General features: G+C 59.4%; 13 protein-coding genes. 5 read left to right on the plus strand and 8 right to left on the minus strand.

What is annotated here, in order from left to right:
- Positions 1-16: 16 nt before the first annotated feature.
- Genes ACQ4OE_RS24260 through ptsP form a run of 3 tightly spaced genes read right to left on the minus strand, consistent with a single transcriptional unit; the run spans position 17 to position 5,564 of the window.
- Positions 17-1,750, minus strand: a complete 1,734-nt coding sequence (locus tag ACQ4OE_RS24260; RefSeq protein ID WP_430948178.1) for a PTS fructose-like transporter subunit IIB — start codon at positions 1,748-1,750, stop codon at positions 17-19.
- An 11-nt stretch (positions 1,751-1,761) separates the two neighbouring features.
- The gene (gene pfkB, locus ACQ4OE_RS24265; protein ID WP_430948179.1) at positions 1,762-2,703 is read right to left on the minus strand and encodes a 1-phosphofructokinase; all 942 of its coding nucleotides are present in this window, start codon (positions 2,701-2,703) and stop codon (positions 1,762-1,764) included.
- Positions 2,703-5,564 carry a phosphoenolpyruvate--protein phosphotransferase gene (gene ptsP, locus ACQ4OE_RS24270; protein WP_430948180.1) on the minus strand — a complete coding sequence of 954 codons (2,862 nt, stop codon included), beginning with the start codon at positions 5,562-5,564 and terminating at the stop codon, positions 2,703-2,705. The genes pfkB and ptsP overlap by 1 nt, the downstream gene beginning before the upstream one ends.
- A 306-nt stretch (positions 5,565-5,870) precedes the next feature.
- Here ptsP and cra point away from each other — a divergent pair, with 306 nt between their 5' ends.
- Entirely contained in the window at positions 5,871-6,866 is a 996-nt protein-coding gene (cra, locus tag ACQ4OE_RS24275; RefSeq protein WP_122595192.1) for a catabolite repressor/activator, read from the plus strand.
- A gap of 3 nt (positions 6,867-6,869) precedes the next feature.
- Positions 6,870-7,646 carry a TatD family hydrolase gene (locus tag ACQ4OE_RS24280; protein WP_430948181.1) on the plus strand — a complete coding sequence of 259 codons (777 nt, stop codon included), beginning with the start codon at positions 6,870-6,872 and terminating at the stop codon, positions 7,644-7,646.
- Positions 7,647-7,746: 100 nt separating this feature from the next.
- Here the strand turns inward: ACQ4OE_RS24280 and ACQ4OE_RS24285 are convergent, their stop codons facing one another.
- The 4 genes from ACQ4OE_RS24285 to ACQ4OE_RS24300 form a co-directional block, all read right to left on the minus strand.
- A complete protein-coding gene (locus tag ACQ4OE_RS24285) occupies positions 7,747-9,777 on the minus strand; it encodes a methyl-accepting chemotaxis protein (protein WP_430948182.1) in 2,031 nt (676 codons plus the stop codon).
- Positions 9,778-9,941: 164 nt separating this feature from the next.
- The gene (gene ampE / locus ACQ4OE_RS24290) at positions 9,942-10,781 is read right to left on the minus strand and encodes a regulatory signaling modulator protein AmpE (protein WP_122595195.1); all 840 of its coding nucleotides are present in this window, start codon (positions 10,779-10,781) and stop codon (positions 9,942-9,944) included.
- Positions 10,778-11,338, minus strand: a complete 561-nt coding sequence (ampD, locus tag ACQ4OE_RS24295; RefSeq protein ID WP_430948183.1) for a 1,6-anhydro-N-acetylmuramyl-L-alanine amidase AmpD — start codon at positions 11,336-11,338, stop codon at positions 10,778-10,780. Before ampD ends, ampE begins: the two co-directional genes overlap by 4 nt.
- 64 nt (positions 11,339-11,402) lie before the next feature.
- Positions 11,403-13,583, minus strand: coding sequence for a DUF1631 domain-containing protein (locus ACQ4OE_RS24300; RefSeq protein WP_430948184.1), 2,181 nt, complete (start codon positions 13,581-13,583; stop codon positions 11,403-11,405).
- Between the two features lie 255 nt (positions 13,584-13,838).
- Between ACQ4OE_RS24300 and nadC the strand changes: the two genes are divergently transcribed.
- A complete protein-coding gene (nadC, locus tag ACQ4OE_RS24305; RefSeq protein WP_430948185.1) occupies positions 13,839-14,687 on the plus strand; it encodes a carboxylating nicotinate-nucleotide diphosphorylase in 849 nt (282 codons plus the stop codon).
- Between the two features lie 82 nt (positions 14,688-14,769).
- Here the strand turns inward: nadC and ACQ4OE_RS24310 are convergent, their stop codons facing one another.
- Positions 14,770-15,069 (minus strand): DUF6388 family protein, encoded by a 300-nt coding sequence (locus ACQ4OE_RS24310; protein ID WP_034154593.1) that lies wholly within the window; start codon positions 15,067-15,069, stop codon positions 14,770-14,772.
- A 275-nt stretch (positions 15,070-15,344) separates the two neighbouring features.
- Between ACQ4OE_RS24310 and ACQ4OE_RS24315 the strand changes: the two genes are divergently transcribed.
- Entirely contained in the window at positions 15,345-15,839 is a 495-nt protein-coding gene (locus ACQ4OE_RS24315; RefSeq protein WP_430948186.1) for a hypothetical protein, read from the plus strand.
- A 209-nt stretch (positions 15,840-16,048) separates the two neighbouring features.
- The gene (locus ACQ4OE_RS24320; RefSeq protein ID WP_430948187.1) at positions 16,049-17,524 is read left to right on the plus strand and encodes a hypothetical protein; all 1,476 of its coding nucleotides are present in this window, start codon (positions 16,049-16,051) and stop codon (positions 17,522-17,524) included.
- Positions 17,525-17,526 lie beyond the last annotated feature (2 nt).

Genomic DNA, 17,526 nt, shown 5'->3' on the forward strand with positions numbered 1-17,526 from the left:
GTTTTTGTATTGTCAGTCAGGCCTTGGCGGGTTCCAGGGCCAACTCGACGGCTTCCGGGCGTTTGACCGTTGCGTAGACGATGGCGGTCAACAAACTACCGGCGACAATCGCTAGCAGATACAGCAGCGCATGATTGATCGCATTAGGGATCGCCAACACGAACAAACCACCATGCGGCGCCATTAGTTTGCAGCCGAAATACATCGACAGCGCACCGGTCAACGCACCACCGGCAATGCTCGCCGGAATCACCCGCAACGGGTCTTTCGCAGCAAACGGAATCGCTCCTTCGGAGATAAAGCACAGCCCCAACACCAGCGCCGCTTTACCGGCTTCGCGTTCAGTCTGGGCGAACTTGCGCCGCGCAATAAACGTGGCGATGCCTAGGCCAATCGGCGGCACCATGCCGGCCGCCATGGTCGCGGCCATCGGTGCATAACTCTGCGACGCCAGCAGCCCCACCGAGAACGCATACGCGGCTTTGTTGATCGGCCCGCCGAGGTCGACGCACATCATGCCGCCAAGCACCACGCCGAGCAGGATCGCGTTGGTGGTGCCCATGCTGTCGAGAAAACTCGTCAGCGCCAACAGCATCCCGGCGACCGGTTTGCCGACCACGTAAATCATCACCAGCCCGGTAAACAAACTAGCGAACAACGGAATGATCAGAATCGGTTTCAGCGCTTCCAAACTCTGCGGCAACGCGACATAACGGCTGATCGCCTTCGCCGCATAACCGGCGATAAAACCGGCGACGATGCCACCGATAAACCCGGCGCCCAACGTACTCGCGAGCAAGCCGCCAATCATCCCCGGCGCCAGGCCCGGACGGTCAGCAATCGAATAAGCGATGTAACCCGCCAGCAGCGGCACCATCAGTTTGAACGCGGTCTCGCCACCGATCTGCATCAGCGCTGCCGCCAACGTGCCTTCCTCTTTGAACGCGGTGATGCCGAACACGAACGACAGCGCGATCATCAAACCGCCCGCCACCACCATCGGCAGCATGAAAGACACACCGGTCAGCAGGTGTTTGTAGACACCGGTCTTTTCTGACCTGGTCGCAGGTTTTCCGTCACTGGCAGCGCTTTCCACCTTGCCTTCGGCCAAAGCTTTTTTCAGCGTCGCTTCGGACTGCTTAAGCGCAATCCCGGTGCCACAACGGTAGATTTTCTTGCCGGCAAAACGCTCAGTGGCGACTTCGATATCCGCCGCCAGCAACACCACGTCAGCCTCGGCAATCGCCGCTGCGCTCAACGGGGTTTTCGCACCCACCGAGCCTTGGGTTTCGACCTGCAGTTCATAGCCCAGACGCTTGGCCGTTTGCTGCAAAGCTTCGGCGGCCATGAAGGTGTGGGCAACACCGGTCGGGCACGCGGTGATGGCGACGATGCGTGGCGCACGCGTTGCATCAGCAACCGGCTCAGCCGCGTTGGCAACGTAAACCTCGGCCTCTTCAGCGCCACGACGCAGCACCGTTTCAACGTCTTGCAGCGCCTGCGCCGGGGCAATCTGGAAAACCCGCTTACCGACAAACCGCGTCATGTCGACCGCGCCGGTGGCCACCAACAAAACCCACTCCGCCGCTGCAATCGTCGCTGCCGACAATTCGCGCTCCGGGTGCGCCGCATCGACCACTTCCACGCTGGTGCTCCAGCCCTGACGCTGCGCCGCCGCATCAAGCAAACGCGCGCAGAGCACACTGGTGACCATGCCGTTCGGGCAAGCCGTAACAATGGCTAATTTCATGACAAACCCTCTTATTGTTCTGTCAGGGGACGCACGCGTACGCCCTGTTCAAGCCGCGCCAGTTGCGCACGGTCGTTGATGCCGAAACCGATCTGGGTCACCGCCATCGCCGCAATCGCGGTGGCCGTGCGCAGGGTTTGTTCAGGCGTGTCGGCGCTGAGCAAACCGTGAAGCATGCCGGCCAGCAAGGAATCACCGGCACCGACCGTGCTGGCGACGCTGACCTTCGGCGGCGTGGCGTGCAGCGCCGAACCAACGCTGAACCAGTTCACGCCATCAGCACCGTGGGAGATCACCACGTGCTCGATGCCTTGCGCGTGCAATTGCGCCGCTGCTTGCGCTTCCGCCGCGTGCGAAACCACCTCACAACCGAGCGCGTCGGCGAGTTCTTCGGTGTTCGGTTTGATCAGCCATGGACTGGCTTTCAACGCTTCGCGCAACGCTTCGCCGCTGGAATCGAGAGCGACTTTCAGGCCGAGCTGATTGAGCCGTTCGATCAACTCACGCAACCACTGCGCCGTGACACCGCGCGGCAAACTGCCGGCGACTACAACCGCGTCATGACCTGGTGCAATCTGCACCAAACGATCAAGCAACGCCTGCTGCGCGAGCGCACCGACCACCGGCCCCGGGCCGTTGATGTCGGTGATGCGCCCATCCTGTTCGGCGACCTTGATGTTGCTGCGCGTCTCGCCCGGCACACGGATAAACGCGTCGACAAAACCACGCTTGGCGAACAAGGTTTCGAACGCTTGCAGATTGTCTTCGCCGAGAAAGCCACTGACCGTCAATTGGTGGCCCAGGTCAGCCAGCACCTGCGCGACGTTCACACCTTTGCCGGCAGCGTGGGTGTGCATCTCGTCGCTGCGGTTGACCTGACCGGCGTCCAGCCGTGGCAACTCGACGGTGAGGTCGAGCGCCGGGTTGAGGGTCAGGGTAAGAATCTTGGCCATTACAGGGCCTCCACTAATGCGCGCACTTCGTTCGCGCTGCCCACGGCCAGGGCGTGTTGAGCAAGGGTTTGCGCCTGAGTCAGGCTGAGTTCGCGGATGCGTGCTTTGACTTCGGCAATGCTGCGACCGGAGACGCTGAGCTCATCGACCCCGAGACCGACCAGTACCGGCACCGCCAGCGGATCCGCCGCCAGTTCGCCGCAGACACCCACCCATTTGCCGTGGGCATGAGCCGCGCGCACGGTGATATCGATCAGCTGCAGCACCGCCGGGTGCAAGCCGTCCGCCTGCGCCGACAGGGTCGGGTGGCCGCGGTCGATGGCCAAGGTGTATTGCGTGAGGTCGTTGGTGCCGATGCTGAAGAAGTCGACTTCCTTGGCCAGCACCGGCGCGAGCAACGCGGCGGACGGCACTTCGATCATGATCCCCAGTTGCAGATCGGCGACCGGGATTTCCAGACGCAGACGCTCGGTCATGTCGCGGGCCTGACGCCACTCTTCAACGCTGCCGACCATCGGGAACATGATGCGCAATGGACGGTTGTCCGCCGAGCGCAGCAAAGCGCGCAATTGCGCTTCCATGATCTGCGGACGCTGCAAAGTCAGGCGAATGCCACGCACGCCGAGGAACGGATTTTCTTCCTTGGCGATCGGCCAATACGGCAGCGGTTTGTCGCCGCCGACGTCCAGTGTACGCACCACCAACGGCCGCCCGGCGAGACCATCGAGGACGCGACGGTATTCGGCTTCTTGCGTGGCCTCGTCCGGCGCTTGCGGATGGGCCATGAAAATCAGTTCGGTGCGCAGCAGACCGATGCCTTCGGCGCCCTGCTCCATCGCGCTGATCACGCCCGCGCTTTCACCGATGTTGGCGAACACTTCGACGGCGTGACCGTCGGTGGTGTGCGCCGGTTGATGACGTTGTTCGGCAGCAATCTTCAGGCGTTGTTCGCGGGTGTCGCGTTCTTCGGTGGCACGTTGCAGAGTCGCCGCATCCGCATCGACATGCAGGCGACCGCGTTGGCCGTCGAGCAGCAACGGCGTACCCGGCGCCAGCAACAGCACCGCCGCGCCAGCACCGACCAGCGCCGGAATCCCGAGGGCTCGCGCAACGATCGCACTGTGCGCGGTGGCGCCGCCGCGTGCGGTGAGAATCCCCGCCACGCGCGCCGGGTCCAGCCGCGCAACGTCGGACGGACCGACCTCGTCCATCACCAGAATGTACGGTTGCTCGGGCTCGCTCGCGGTCTGCACGCCACACAGTTGCGCCAACACGCGGCGACCGATGTCACGCAGATCCGCCGCACGCTCGGCGAGCAACGCGTCTTGCAGCGCTTCCTGTTGCTTGGCCGCCGCTTCGATCACCGCCATCCACGCCGCTTCGGCGCTTTCGCCTTGCTTGAGGCGCGTGTCGACTTCGTCGGTGAGTTCCGGGTCGTCGAGCATTTCCTGATGGGTGATGAAGATCTCGCGGATGGCTTTGGCTTTGCTGCGTTCGATCAGGCCCTGAATGTCGCTGCGCACATCGCTGAGCGCTTGCTTGAGACGCTCACGCTCAACGGCAGCGGACTCGCCTCGCAGCGGATAATCGATGGTTTGCTGAACCTGAATATGTGCAGGCCCAATGGCAATACCGGGCGCTGCCGGGATCGCTTGCAGCTGCGCGCCGGACGCCGGCGCAATCAGCACTTCGGCGATGTCGGCAAAGACTTCGCGTTGTTCGCTAATGGCGGGCAACGGCTCGACTTCTTCGCCGAGACCTTCCTCGATAGCAGCGAGCAAGGCCGGTAGGGCATCGGCGGCAATGCTCGGCTCGGCGATCAGCTCCAGCACCTGACCGCGACGGGCGCCGAGGCTGAGCAGTTTGCTCAAACTCTTCACCGACACGGCGCTGTCCTGACCGTCGACGATGCGCACGCGAATCTCGCCGTCAAAACTCTTCGCCAGTTGCGCGAGAATCTTCGCCGGACGCGCGTGCAAACCGTGGGCATTGGCCAGCGCAATGCGTGCGCTCGGCCAGTCGGCGGGCAATTCACCGCCGAGCACTTCGAGAACTTTACGACTGCTGGTCGCGCGACCCAATTCATGGCCGCGACCTTCAATCAGCAATGCACACAGACGTTCGAGCAGCGCCTGATGCGCTTCGCCAAGGCTGGCCAGGCAAAACAGACCGCTGAGCGGCTGACCGAGGTAGCGCATCGGTTTATCCGGGGTGACGAACGCCAGCCCCGGACGCTTCACGGTTTGCTCGCTGTGCAGCCACCACAGGCCATCGCCCAGCGGCAACGCTTCGACTTGTTGCAGCACCGCAGAGAAACCGTTGCTCACACAATCGGCTTGGCGCAGCAGGCGCGCGCCACGCCAGACCAGTTCTTCGAAATCATCGGCGGAGACACCGAGGCCGATCATCTGTGCGTCCAGCGCCAGTTCCTGCGGCGCGCCTTGCAGCAGTTTCAGCAGCGCTTCGGGTGAGCTGGCGCGACGCAGGGCCTGGCCCAGATCGGTCTCGCCGAGGGCGCGGGTCAGCAGTTGCAACAGGCGCAGGTGTTCGTCGGATTTGGCGGCGATACCGATGGCCAGATACACGATCTGGCCATCGCCCCAATCCACGCCTTCCGGGAACTGCATCAGGCGCACGCCAGTGGCGAACACCTGATCGCGGGTTTCCGGGGTTCCGTGAGGGATGGCAATACCTTGACCGAGAAAGGTCGAGCCCTGGGCTTCCCGGGCCTGCAAGCCGGCGAGGTAGCCGTCAGCGACGAGACCATCGGCGACCAGATGATTGGCCAGCAATTGCAGGGCGGCGGGTTTATCCACAGCCGATTGGCCCATGGATATCTGCTCTATAGTGAGCTCGAGCATGCGATCTCCTTTTTGGCCCATGAAGGGGCCAGGTATTGTTTTGAATGGTTGCAGCTTAGGCGCTCTACGGCTTTGCTTTTCAGCGGCAGATTTGGCGGTTTCACGGCAGAACCGGCCAAAGGCGCCTAAAACGTAGAAAATACGCTTGCTGAAACGTTTAATCTAGATTGATCGGCACGTTACTCGATAATGTCCCATCCTTGAAGTCCAACTTGTCGGATGCGCTGCGACAATAGTCGCCTGCCCTAATCGGGTAGGATTGGCGAAAATGTGGCGGCAAGCTCGAAAAAACAAGGAAATCCCGGGTTGAAACTCAGTGATATCGCGCGATTGGCCGGAGTGTCCGTGACCACCGCCAGCTACGTCATCAACGGCAAGGCCGAACAGCAGCGCATCAGCACCGCGACCGTCGAGCGCGTGCGGGCGGTGGTTGAACTGCATGGCTTTACGCCCAATCCTCAAGCGGCCGGGCTGCGCAGTCGGCATACCCGCACGCTGGGCTTTATTCTGCCGGACCTGGAAAACCCCAGTTACGCGCGGATCGCCAAACTGCTTGAGCAAGGTGCGCGGGCGCGGGGCTATCAACTGCTGATCGCCAGTTCCGACGATGCGCCCGACAGCGAACGGCAATTGCTGCAACTGTTCCGCGCGCGCCGGTGCGACGCGCTGATCGTCGCCAGTTGCCTGCCCGCGGGTGATGACAGTTATCGGCAATTGCAGGCCAAGGGCACGCCGATCATCGCCATCGACCGGGTCATGGAGCCCGAGCATTTTTGCTCGGTGGTCAGTGACGACCGTGAAGCCAGTCAGCACCTGACGCAAAGCCTGCTAGACCCGCAACCCAAGCAGATCGTGCTGCTCGGCGCCCGCCCTGAACTGAGCATCAGCCAGGAACGTGCCGCCGGTTTCAAGCAAGCGCTGGTCGACTTCAAAGGCGAAGTGCTGGTCGAGCACGCCGAATCCTTCAGCCGCGAGTGCGGCAAGCAGTTGATGGAAGAACTCCTGCAACGTCTGGGGCATTTGCCCGACGCCTTGGTAACGACTTCCTACGTGCTGCTGCAGGGCGTGTTCGATGCGCTGCATGACTTCCCGCTGAAATCGCGGCCGCTGCGCCTCGGTACCTTCGGTGATACGCAGTTGCTGGACTTCCTGCCGCTGCCGGTCAACGCCATGGCCCAGCAGCACCAGTTGATCGCCGACAAGGCACTGGAACTGGCGCTGGCGGCGGTCGAGCAGTCGGAATACAAGCCTGGCGTGCAAGCCATTGCGCGGACCTTCAAGCAGCGTATTCACCGAGACTGAATCGTGGAGCTGATCGACAGCCACACCCACCTCGACTTCCCCGACTTCGATGCCGATCGTTCGGCGTTACTCACCGAAAGCCGCGCTCTCGGAGTGCGGCGGATGGTGGTGTTGGGTGTCTATGAAGGTAACTGGCAACGGGTCTGGGATCTGGTGCAGAGCGATACGGATTTGCATGCGGCGCTCGGTTTGCACCCGGTGTATCTCGATCAGCATCGTCCTGAGGATTTGCTGGCACTCGGCGATTGGCTGACCCGTTTGCGCGGTCATCGGCAGCTGTGCGCGGTGGGCGAAATCGGTCTGGATTACTTCATCGAAACCCTCGACCGCGAGCGGCAACGAGCGCTGTTCGAAGCCCAACTGCAATTGGCGGCGGACTTTGAGTTGCCGGCGTTGATCCATGTGCGCCGCAGCCACGCGGCGGTGATCGCTACGCTCAAGCGCTTCAAGCTCAAACGCGCCGGGATCATCCACGCCTTCGCCGGCAGTCGAGAGGAAGCGCGGGAGTACATCAAACTCGGTTTCAAACTGGGGTTGGGCGGCGCGCCGACGTGGCCGCAGGCGTTGCGCATGCATCGCGTGCTGGCGGAACTGCCGCTGGAATCGATTGTGTTGGAAACCGACTCACCGGACATGGCCCCGGCGATGTTTCCCGGTGTGCGCAACAGTCCGGCGCACTTGCCGGCGATCTGCGTGGCGCTGGCGGAGCTGATGAGGATCAGCCCGGAACAACTGGCAAGCGCCAGCACCGCCAACAGCTGCGAAGTGTTCGGCTGGTAAAAGCCCCCTGCTCGCGAAAGCGGTGTGTCAGACGACGAAGTTGTCACTGGCAGATTGCATTCGCGAGCAGGCTCGCTCCCACAGTTTTTTCGCGTGTGCCTCAGACGCGGAAGGCGCTGATCAGTTGTTTGAGTTCCACGACCTGAGCGGATAGTGCGCGGCTGGCGTCTTCAGTCTGATGCGCGCCCTGGGCCGTGCGCTCGCCGGCGCGGTTGATCTCGACAATGTTCTGGTCGATGTCGTGGGCCACCGCTGTTTGCTGTTCCACCGCCGCGGCAATCTGCTGGTTTTGATCAACGATCATGCCCACAGCGCCAAGGATGTTTTCCAGCGCCTGCTGGACCTTTTCCGACTGCCCGACCGTGCCGTTGGCCATTTGATGACTGATGCCCATGGCTTTTACCGCCGCGCCGACACCACCGTGCAACTTGGCAATCATCTGTTCAATTTCTTCGGTCGATTGCTGGGTACGTTTGGCCAGCGTGCGCACTTCGTCTGCGACCACGGCAAAACCGCGACCCTGCTCGCCAGCGCGGGCCGCTTCGATGGCGGCGTTGAGCGCCAGCAGGTTGGTCTGTTCGGCGATGCTCTTGATCACTTCCAGCACGCGGCTGATCGACTGGCTGTCGCTGGCGAGCTGATTGATCACCAGCACCGACTGATCGATCTCGCTGGCCAGCGCGGCAATGCTGCCCTGCTGCGACTCCACCAGACCGCGACCGCTGATGGTCTCGTCGTTGACGCTGTGGGCGCTGCTCACGGCCGCCGCAGCACTGCGCGCGACCTCAAGCGATGTCGCTGACATCTGATTCATCGCCGTCGCCACTTGCTCGATCTGCGTGCGTTGCCCGGCGACTGCCTGATTGCTTTGCGCGGAGACGTTTTCGACCTGACCGGCCTGACGCTCGACTTCGCCGACGGTCTGGCCGACACGCTCGATCAAGTCGTGAATCTTCTTCACCGTGACATTGAACACTTCGCCCAACTCACCGAGTTCATCGCGGCTGTTGGCCTTGAAGTTGACGGTCATGTCGCCTGCCGCCACCTTGTCCATCATCGCGCCGAGGCGTTTGAGCGTGGTGCGGGTCGACGCGTAGAAACCACCGTAGAGATAGAAAATCAGCACAAACACCACCGACAACGCCGTGGCTTGCAAGATCATGTGCGTGCGGTTTTGCGCCAGACGCTGCTGCAATTGGCTGTCGAGGAATTTCAGCGAGGCTTCATTGAGCGCATAGGTCGTGTCGATCAACACGGTGGCCTGGTCATAGAACGCCTGCCACGGTGCGTCGAGGGTATCGGCCATCACCACTTGTTCTTCGAACAGCTCGCTCGCCTGCTTGAGCGACGCCTTGCTGTTGTCGGCCTCAACGCTGAGGGTTTCGCGGGCGGCTTTGCTGGAACCGAGGACGTCCTGCAGTTTCAAGGCGTATTCCGCCTGAAGTTTTTCGATCTTCACCAGCAGCTCATCGAAGCGCGTACTGGAGGCACTGTTGAGAAACCCTTGGGCCAGCGAGTACGAGCCGATCGCCCGACCTTCGCCGAGGGTCTGGGTAATGCCCGGCGTGATCAGGGTCACCAGTTCGCTGAGCTGACGAATATCACCCTGATTGTCACGGCTCATACCGGCCTGACTGGTGATGACTTGACTGAAGATCTGCGCACTGGTCACCAGTTTGCCGATCAACGCGCTTTTGCTTTGCAGTGAGCTTTCGACTTGCTGGGCCTTGAACGCCGCAATCATTTCATCGCGCTTGCCGTCGAACATCTGGATCTGCTCGGGATCGTCGGTCGTTGCCGTCAGGCCTTGCAGACGCGTCAGCACCGCTTGTTCGAGCGTGGTGATTTCCGCTTCCAGGTTACCGGCCTTGCCGGACTGGCCAAGGGTGACGTTGATCTGCACCAGATTGTTCAGGGTCTCCAGATCCCGGCGCAGGGCCAAGCTGCTGCCGAGCAGATCGAGGCTTTGCAACTCGACCCGGGTGCCTTGGAATTCGCGATACGAGTCGCGCACCAGATAGAAATTGGTTACCAGCATCGGCACCAGGAACAGCACGCTGATCAAGCTGAACTTCATGCCGAAGCTCAGACGGTTCATCAGCGAGACGGCGGGATAGAGCAAGCTCTTCACTGGAAGTCTCCCTTGGTTTTTCTTGTTTTTATTGGCAGGCGCGGGGCGACAGCAGATAGCCACTATCGGGCGCTGTGTCTGTATAGCTCAAATCGGCGGGAGGTTTTGTAACTTAAGGTTAACGGCGAGCTGGGCCGAGGGACTTGCTCCCTCGGCCCGATTGATCAATGAACCAGAACCGTCCACAAGGCAAACCCGGCATACCACAGCACCGCCGCACGCAGCAGCAGTTCCCACAGGCAATCGAGGGTGTTGATGCCGTCCGGGCCGACCGCAGGCGGCGGTATCTCCCCCGCTGCCAGACCGACCTTGTTGATCAACTGTGCGGCGCTGATGTTCCAGTTGAGCAGTTCGTGCAGCATCACCCGGCTCACTGCAACAAAGTTGCCGACCAGCGCCAGACTGGCCGCCAGCAAACGCACCGGGACCCAGTCAAAGGCATGGCGCAGTTGCCCGGCACGCTCGACCAGCGCGGGATTTTTGCCATGTTCTTCGGCCAGCGCCAGCAAACGATAGGCCAATGCCGCCACCGGCCCGAGCAGGAAGTACCAGAAGATCACCGCGAAGAAGCTCTGATAGGCCTCCCACAGCAGATGCCCCTGCACGCGATCCAGTAATTGCTCGCCGCTGTCGGCGCAGATATTCAGGTCACGTTTGGCAACGTGGGCCGCGGCTTGCAGATCCTCACGACGCCAGGCATCGCGAAAAGGCCCGAGGCCGCCGAGCAAGTCGCCGCGCCCCAGACTGTAAATCACCACCAGCAAATGCACCGGCAAGGCCAGCAGGCCGTAAGCCACCGGTTCCAGCACCAGCAGTAACAAGCCGAGCAACGCCACGGGCAGCAACACCAGAATCGTCAGTACCAGCCACGGCTTGTCCGCCAGTCGCTGGCTGCTTTCGAGTTTGTTCAGTTCGCGGATCCATCCGCCATCGCGTTGAAGCCGATGGCGCAGGGCCGAGAACTTCTCGATCCAGAGCGCCAGCAGTAACACCAGAAAACTCATTGTCCTTCCTCTTGTGCCAGGGCCGCGCGGTAACGCGCCCAGTCGAACCCCGGGCCAGGATCGGTCTTGCGCCCGGGAGCAATGTCGCTGTGCCCGCAGATACGGGCGCCGGTGATGGCCGGAAATGCTTTTTGCAATTGCTGGGTCAGCGCCGTCAATGCGTGATATTGCGCATCGGTGAACGGCAGATCATCGGTGCCTTCAAGTTCGATGCCCACGGAAAAATCATTACAGGTTTCGCGGCCTTCGAACATCGACACGCCAGCATGCCACGCCCGTTCAAGACAGGAGACAAACTGGGTGACCTTGCCGTCACGCTCAATCAGGAAATGCGCGGAGACACGCAGGTCGGCGATTCCTGCAAAATAGGGATGTTCGGTGACATCCAGACGGTTCTGGAAAAATTCCTGCACCTTGCCGGTGGCGAATTGAGCCGGCGGCAGGCTGATGTTGTGGATGACCAACAGGGAGATTTCGCCCGCAGGCCGTTCATTGAAGTTGGGCGATGGGCAGACCTGCATCCCGTGACACCACCCGCTAGCGGGATCCAACTGCATACCGATTCCTTCAACGCCGACTGTGTTGACGCCCAGTATGCCGTGATCGACCCCCGGCGCGCGATCACTTGCCGCGATTGAGTCGCCGCAGATTGCCCAGCACCGACTCCAGCGCCCGGTCGAACAGCAAGGTGTCGTCCAGCGCACGGACGGCGCCGCGACGAAACTCCAGTGCGAGGCTCGTGCGACTGCGTTCGAGCACTTTCATCCCGGTGCGATCGACGAAGACGTACTTGCCCGTGGCTTCGACGATCGCCGCCAGTTTGCAGCGCAAGCTGTGCTCGTCGTCTTCGGCAAACGCCACCCAACTGCCGATGCGCAACTGTTCGACTTGGCGCAAACCGGCGTCGTCATGGGGCAACCGCACGGAAGTCACCTCCAGCGAGCCCTCGTCGGCGGTCGGTAAAACGATCTGCTGCGAGACCTCGACCATCGCCGTCTCTTCATCGGCGCCCGTTGTTCGCTCCAGTACCCTCACGTGCAGCGCTTCGAGCTCACTGAAAAACTCACTGGTGGCAAACGGGTCGAACGCGGTGCTGGTAAGGCCGTCGCGCAGGGATTTCAGCAAACCCGGCACAACGGCCAATAAACGCAGCCCGAACCCGGGATCATCATGCCGCTGCACGCTCCAGATCAATAGCTCCATGGTCTGCACGTCGGCCTGCCACTCGGCAGACTGATCGCCGTGTTTGAGACGCGTCAGCAGCAGGACTTTGCTCCACGCGTTCTGGACGAAGGTGACCACCGATGGCGGCAGGACTTTACCGAGCAACGCCTGATTCAACGCCTGCTCGACCCGGCGCCGGGCCAGTTCGGTTTTCGCGCGGCCTTCTTCGGCATCGCGCAAACGCTGTTCCAGCAGTTCGCTGCGGCGGCGTTCGTCGCTGGTAAAGGCGAGGAAGTCGGCGAGCAGCTCGGAGAAAATCGCCGGGTCATCGACGAAGTCAGTCAGCAGGCGCTGCACCACTTGTTCGATGCGCACGTACAAACTGTCGCGCGCCGCACTGTCGCAATCGCCCCAGCCCATGGCTGCGTCGGCAATTTCATTGAGCAGGCGCCGCGCGGGATGACTGCTGCGGCTGAAAAAACTCTTGTCGAGTACGGCGACTTTAAGCATCGGAATCTGCAAACGGGCGATCAACGCCTTGAGCGAATCCGGCACATTGCGATCATCAAGAATGCACTCGAACACCATGGCGATCAGGTTGATCACGTCTTCGTCCGCGCCGCCGACGATCCGCGACTTGCCACTCTTGACGCTGACCCGCGTCAGCAGTTGTTCGAGCTGATTGCGTAGGTCGAAGTCGTCCTGCGCGGCGAGCGCTGGCACGTATTGTTGCAAATGCGAAAGCAGGCGCAGCAGGTCGCGCGTGGTAATCGGTTGGCTCGCGCTGCTCGTTTCCAGGGTCGGCGCCACGCTGCCACGCACGTGCGAGAGCAACTCCTGCAACGCGGCAAAGACTTCCTGCACGCTGTCGTCAGCGGGTGTCGGCTCGAGATTTTCTTCGCTGTAGACGCTGGCGGCCGCTCGATCAAGGGCGCGCCGCGCGGGCGCCGGTTTCAACGTCGGCAGCACACCCGTAGCGCGCAGGAGTTGGTTGGCTTCAGCGTAAAGCTGTTCGGTGTCGGCCAGCACATAGCGCTCGAACAGTTTGAGCAGGATCAACTTAACCTTGATCTCCACGCCGAGATTGCGCCCGGCCTGCAAGAAAAACTCGCAGAGCATCGCCGGGCCCAGCGGGTTGCGTTGATCGTCGAGGGTATTGCCGAGCAAGGCATTGAGCCGCGTGGTCAGTTGATCGAGGGCGAAGCCATCACGCTTGAGAACACGACCGACCATGGTCTCGACCGCCACGCTGCGCTCCATGTCATCGGTGCGCGGCGCCGTGTCTTCGAACAGCAGCGTGCGCGGCAGCGTGTTGTGCGTGGGATCGTATTGAGTGAGACCGACGAAGGCTTGGAAAAACAGCTCGAGAAAGCCGCGCTCGATATTTTTACGCTTAAGGCGCAGGTCGCGCATGGCTTCGAAAAAGATGTTCTGCTCGACATCGTTGCGCGCTCGATCGGCCATTTCAAACAGCGTGTCGTCGGCGTTATCGAACAGTTCCTGCAAACCGTGGCGCAGTTGTTGCGCAGCCTTGTCGCGCACCTGAAGCAGAATCACAGGCAGGCGGGCGAGCGGCGAGTGATTCGCCTGATCGATAGCGCCCTTGTGTAAGGGCACTACTTTCCCGTCGTTGTGCATCCAAGCCTCCTGGAACGGTGATACTTCGTACGTCAAAGCTATGACGTCAAATGCAAGGCGGATTATCTTGCAAAAGATGTCTCCGGCGCTATAGCCGTCAGGGTTTCCCCTATGCCACCACCCTTCCACAGACCACGGTGCAACGCGGTTTGCTCAAAGAAATTCGACCGGATGCAGTCAAGCGCGCACGTTCTCGCCTTGGGTTGGCCGATCCCATGCCCCTATAATCGAACCACTTTGTTTGTGGAGCCCGTTATGCCGAATCTACGTCTCGCCGATTTGACCGCCGAAATCGAAGCCAACGTGCGCCGTGCGTTGCTCGAAGACATCGGCAGCGGCGACATCACCGCGCAACTGATCCCGGCCGAACGTCTGGCCAAGGCCACCATCATTACTCGCGACGAAGCCGTCATCTGCGGCACTGCATGGGTCGATGCAGTGTTTCGTCAGCTCGATCCGCGGGTTGCCGTGCACTGGCAAGTGGTCGACGGCGAGCGGGTCAAACCCAATCAGCCGCTGTTTCATCTGGAAGGGCCGGCGCGGTCGCTGCTGACCGGTGAACGCAGTGCGCTGAACTTCCTGCAACTGCTCTCCGGGGTGGCCACGCGCGCGCAGTACCTCGCAGACTTCGTCGGCGCTACTGACGTCAAGTTGCTCGATACCCGCAAGACGCTGCCCGGCCTGCGTCTGGCGCAGAAATACGCAGTAACCTGCGGCGGCTGCCACAACCACCGCATCGGTCTGTACGACGCCTTCCTGATCAAGGAAAACCACATCGCCGCCAGCGGTGGCATCCCGCAAGCCATCGCCGCCGCGCACAAGATCGCCCCGGGCAAACCGGTGGAAATCGAAGTGGAAAGTCTCGAGGAACTGAAGGAAGCGCTGGAAGCCGGGGCCGATATCATCATGCTCGATGAGTTGAGCCTGGATGACATGCGCGAAGCCGTGCGCCTGAACGGCGGCAAGGCAAAACTGGAAGCCAGCGGCGGCATCAACGAAAGCACGCTGCTGCCAATTGCTGAAACCGGGGTGGATTACATCTCGATCGGCGCGATGACCAAGGATGTCAAAGCCGTCGACCTGTCGATGCGTTTGAGTCTTTAAACAGCAGCGACAAGAGGCGAGCTACAAGCCAAAGCGCTTTTGCTTTGACTTGTAGCTTGAAACTTGTAGCTCCTAGCTGCTCTTAAACGACAAGATTGTTCATCTCGCAGTACTCGTCCCACTCGACACCCAGCACTTCGGCCGCCTCTTTGTGCAGCACGAGGCGCTGCGCCTCGAACTCCTCCGGCGTGCTCGTGTACTTGAGCGTCAACTCCCACGGCTGCAGGCCCTGAGCTTCGGCTTCGTCTTCGAACGCCCACTGGATCTGATCTTTCTGATCATCAGGACTCAGGTCCTTGATCTCTTCTTTCAGGTCCGGTACGTCCAGAATGTACTTTTCCAGCGCTTGCTCGTGACGTTGCTCTTGAGTTAATTCGGTCATGGCGTTCTCGTTGATCGTAAGAATGGAGGATGGATCTGGATCATCAAGGATCTCTCTGACGCGGATTGTCCGGCCTTCGGAACCATTCGGGATCATCTGAAAACTGCTAAGCGATGCTCATGCAGGCACCGAATATAGGACGTTTGCATGACGAATTACACGGCTCTTTACATCTCTCGCACAAAAAGTTGACCTGCGGAACATAAATGCGGATTTCGAGTCATAGCGATGTGCCACTTCGGCACTCATCTCGCTGTTCACAAGGAAAACCAGTGATGCGCAGCTTTTCGAAAATGTCCGCTGTTGTCTCCACCACCGCTCTGATCGCTGCTATGGCTCTTCCCGCGAGCGCAATGGCACTGGAACTGAGCTCCAGCAGCCCATCCTACGGGGACAAGTTTTCACTGATTCACAACGACTATGGCAAAGAAGTGGTAATCCGCAGCGATTTCAGCGTCGATGAATTGAAAAAAATGCGCGACACCGTCAGCGATCAATCACGCCAGATCGAAGAACTCAAACGCAGCAGCGGTTCGAGCTCCAGTTCCAGCGGCAAGGAAATCGAGGAACTGAAAAACAAGGTCAAGGAACAGGATCGCAAGCTCGAAACCCTCGGTCGGCAGGTTGAAGAGCTCAAGCGCAACAACGGTTCCAGCTCCAATTCGAACAGCAGCGAGATTTCCAGCCTGAAACAGAAAATCAGCGATCAGGATCGGGCGATGGATCAGCTCAAACGTACCGTCGAGGATCTGAGCCGCAAGGTGAAGTAGGGGCAGGCAGGGCAAAAATGCCTGACTTCTTTGCCAGCACTCTGGAGAACCTACCGCGATAGCTGCGCAATGAACGCTTCCGTTTTGGCAGAAAAAAACCCGCTATGGCGGGTTTTCCTGTTCGACTCATCCGTTGATTAAGAATGTTGTAGAATTTCGCTCCTTCAAGAAAACAGAATGCCTTTACGTCACGGAGCAATGATTCAAGCATGCTAACCCTAGATTCAGCATCAACCGACAAATCAAGCCTGGATCAGATAGCGAAAGCCCTCAATAATAATCAGCAGATCATCGCTTTTTTTATAGCAGCCTTTGTTTTTTATCTGGCTCAGAAACATGTTGATGCCCGATTCTTTTTAGGTGACGCGAGAAACTACTGGCAGCTCAGCTCTTACATATTGAATTTTTCATTTCCGGAGAATCTAAGAGGGTATTTTTTCCCGCTACTCCTTTCTCCGGCAAAATACCTTTCTGAAACATTCCCACAGCTTGGATTCCTCCCTTTAAGAATTCTCCAGGCCATTGCATACAGTTACATTCTGAGCATCTTGCTTCCGAATCTGTTTTTGAGAATATTTGGTGGCCACGCGACACTCTCCAGACGGCTGATCATTCCCTGCCTGGTTGCCATTTTTTTTCCGGGACTTATATCGTACCCGCTCAGTGACCTCCCGGCATTCGCGCTCACACTATCAAGCATATATCTTCTGATATCCGCAGAGCAGAAAACATCCCGTGCCGGAATGTATTCATTGCTCTTTGCTGCCGGATTACTGGCCTATGGCGCTTACAACACCCGGCCAATTTACATATTCAGTCTGGCTGCCTCAGCCATTGCCATATCTTTCATCATATTTTCCTCGCGCGCGCTTTCGACAAAGATGCTGGCCACACTAATCTTCACCATTGGCTCTGCCGCTGGTTCCATCCCTCAAGTAATGATCAATCTCGAGCACTACCAGAGTCCCTCTCCAATGGTTATCTCGAACGTAGGAGAGACTTCACTGTTCGCGACCCAGTTAAAATGGGGCATCACAATACAGCGTTATGAAACCTTGCTAGACAAAAGCACCGAGAAAGCATCTGGCATCTATTACTTTGATCCGGTTGGCGAGGAGTTCTTCAAGAGCCATGCATTGAGTGAAACAACCGCAACTGTGCCTTGGTACCTCGGCTTGGCACTTTCGGAACCCATCGTGTTCTCCAAGATCTATCTTAGACATTTTATCAATGGCATTGATGTGCGCGATCATGTCGTTTATACAACGTCTCCATCGATTCAAAAAAGCCTAAGATCCGCAATGAGCATTTCAGTGTTCTTTCTTGGCTTGTTTCTTCTTTTGCGCACAATTTTAAAGCCATCCCTGTCGTGTTCCACAGCCCGCCCCCAAACGCTAAGTAAGCTCTTCTGGTTGATCGTACTGGTCATTCCCGTTGCAGCCATCATCCCTGGCGCCATCGAAACACGTTTTTTCTTTCCGCTACAAGCGCTTTGCTACGGCGCCATCGCTTTTAAAACCTCGTTGCCGACGAGCAAAAACCTCTTAACATCCAAGACGCTCTTATTGGCGCTGGCATACGTGGCGCTGGTCTCATACTCGATAGTGACAACAAACGCTTCCATGTTGTGCAGAACCAGCATTGTTTTTGAAAGCCACAAAGCAGTTGAAACAAAACCAGAATAAAA

Source organism: Pseudomonas sp. WC2 (genome assembly GCF_050586545.1).
In the GTDB taxonomy this organism is placed as follows: domain Bacteria; phylum Pseudomonadota; class Gammaproteobacteria; order Pseudomonadales; family Pseudomonadaceae; genus Aquipseudomonas.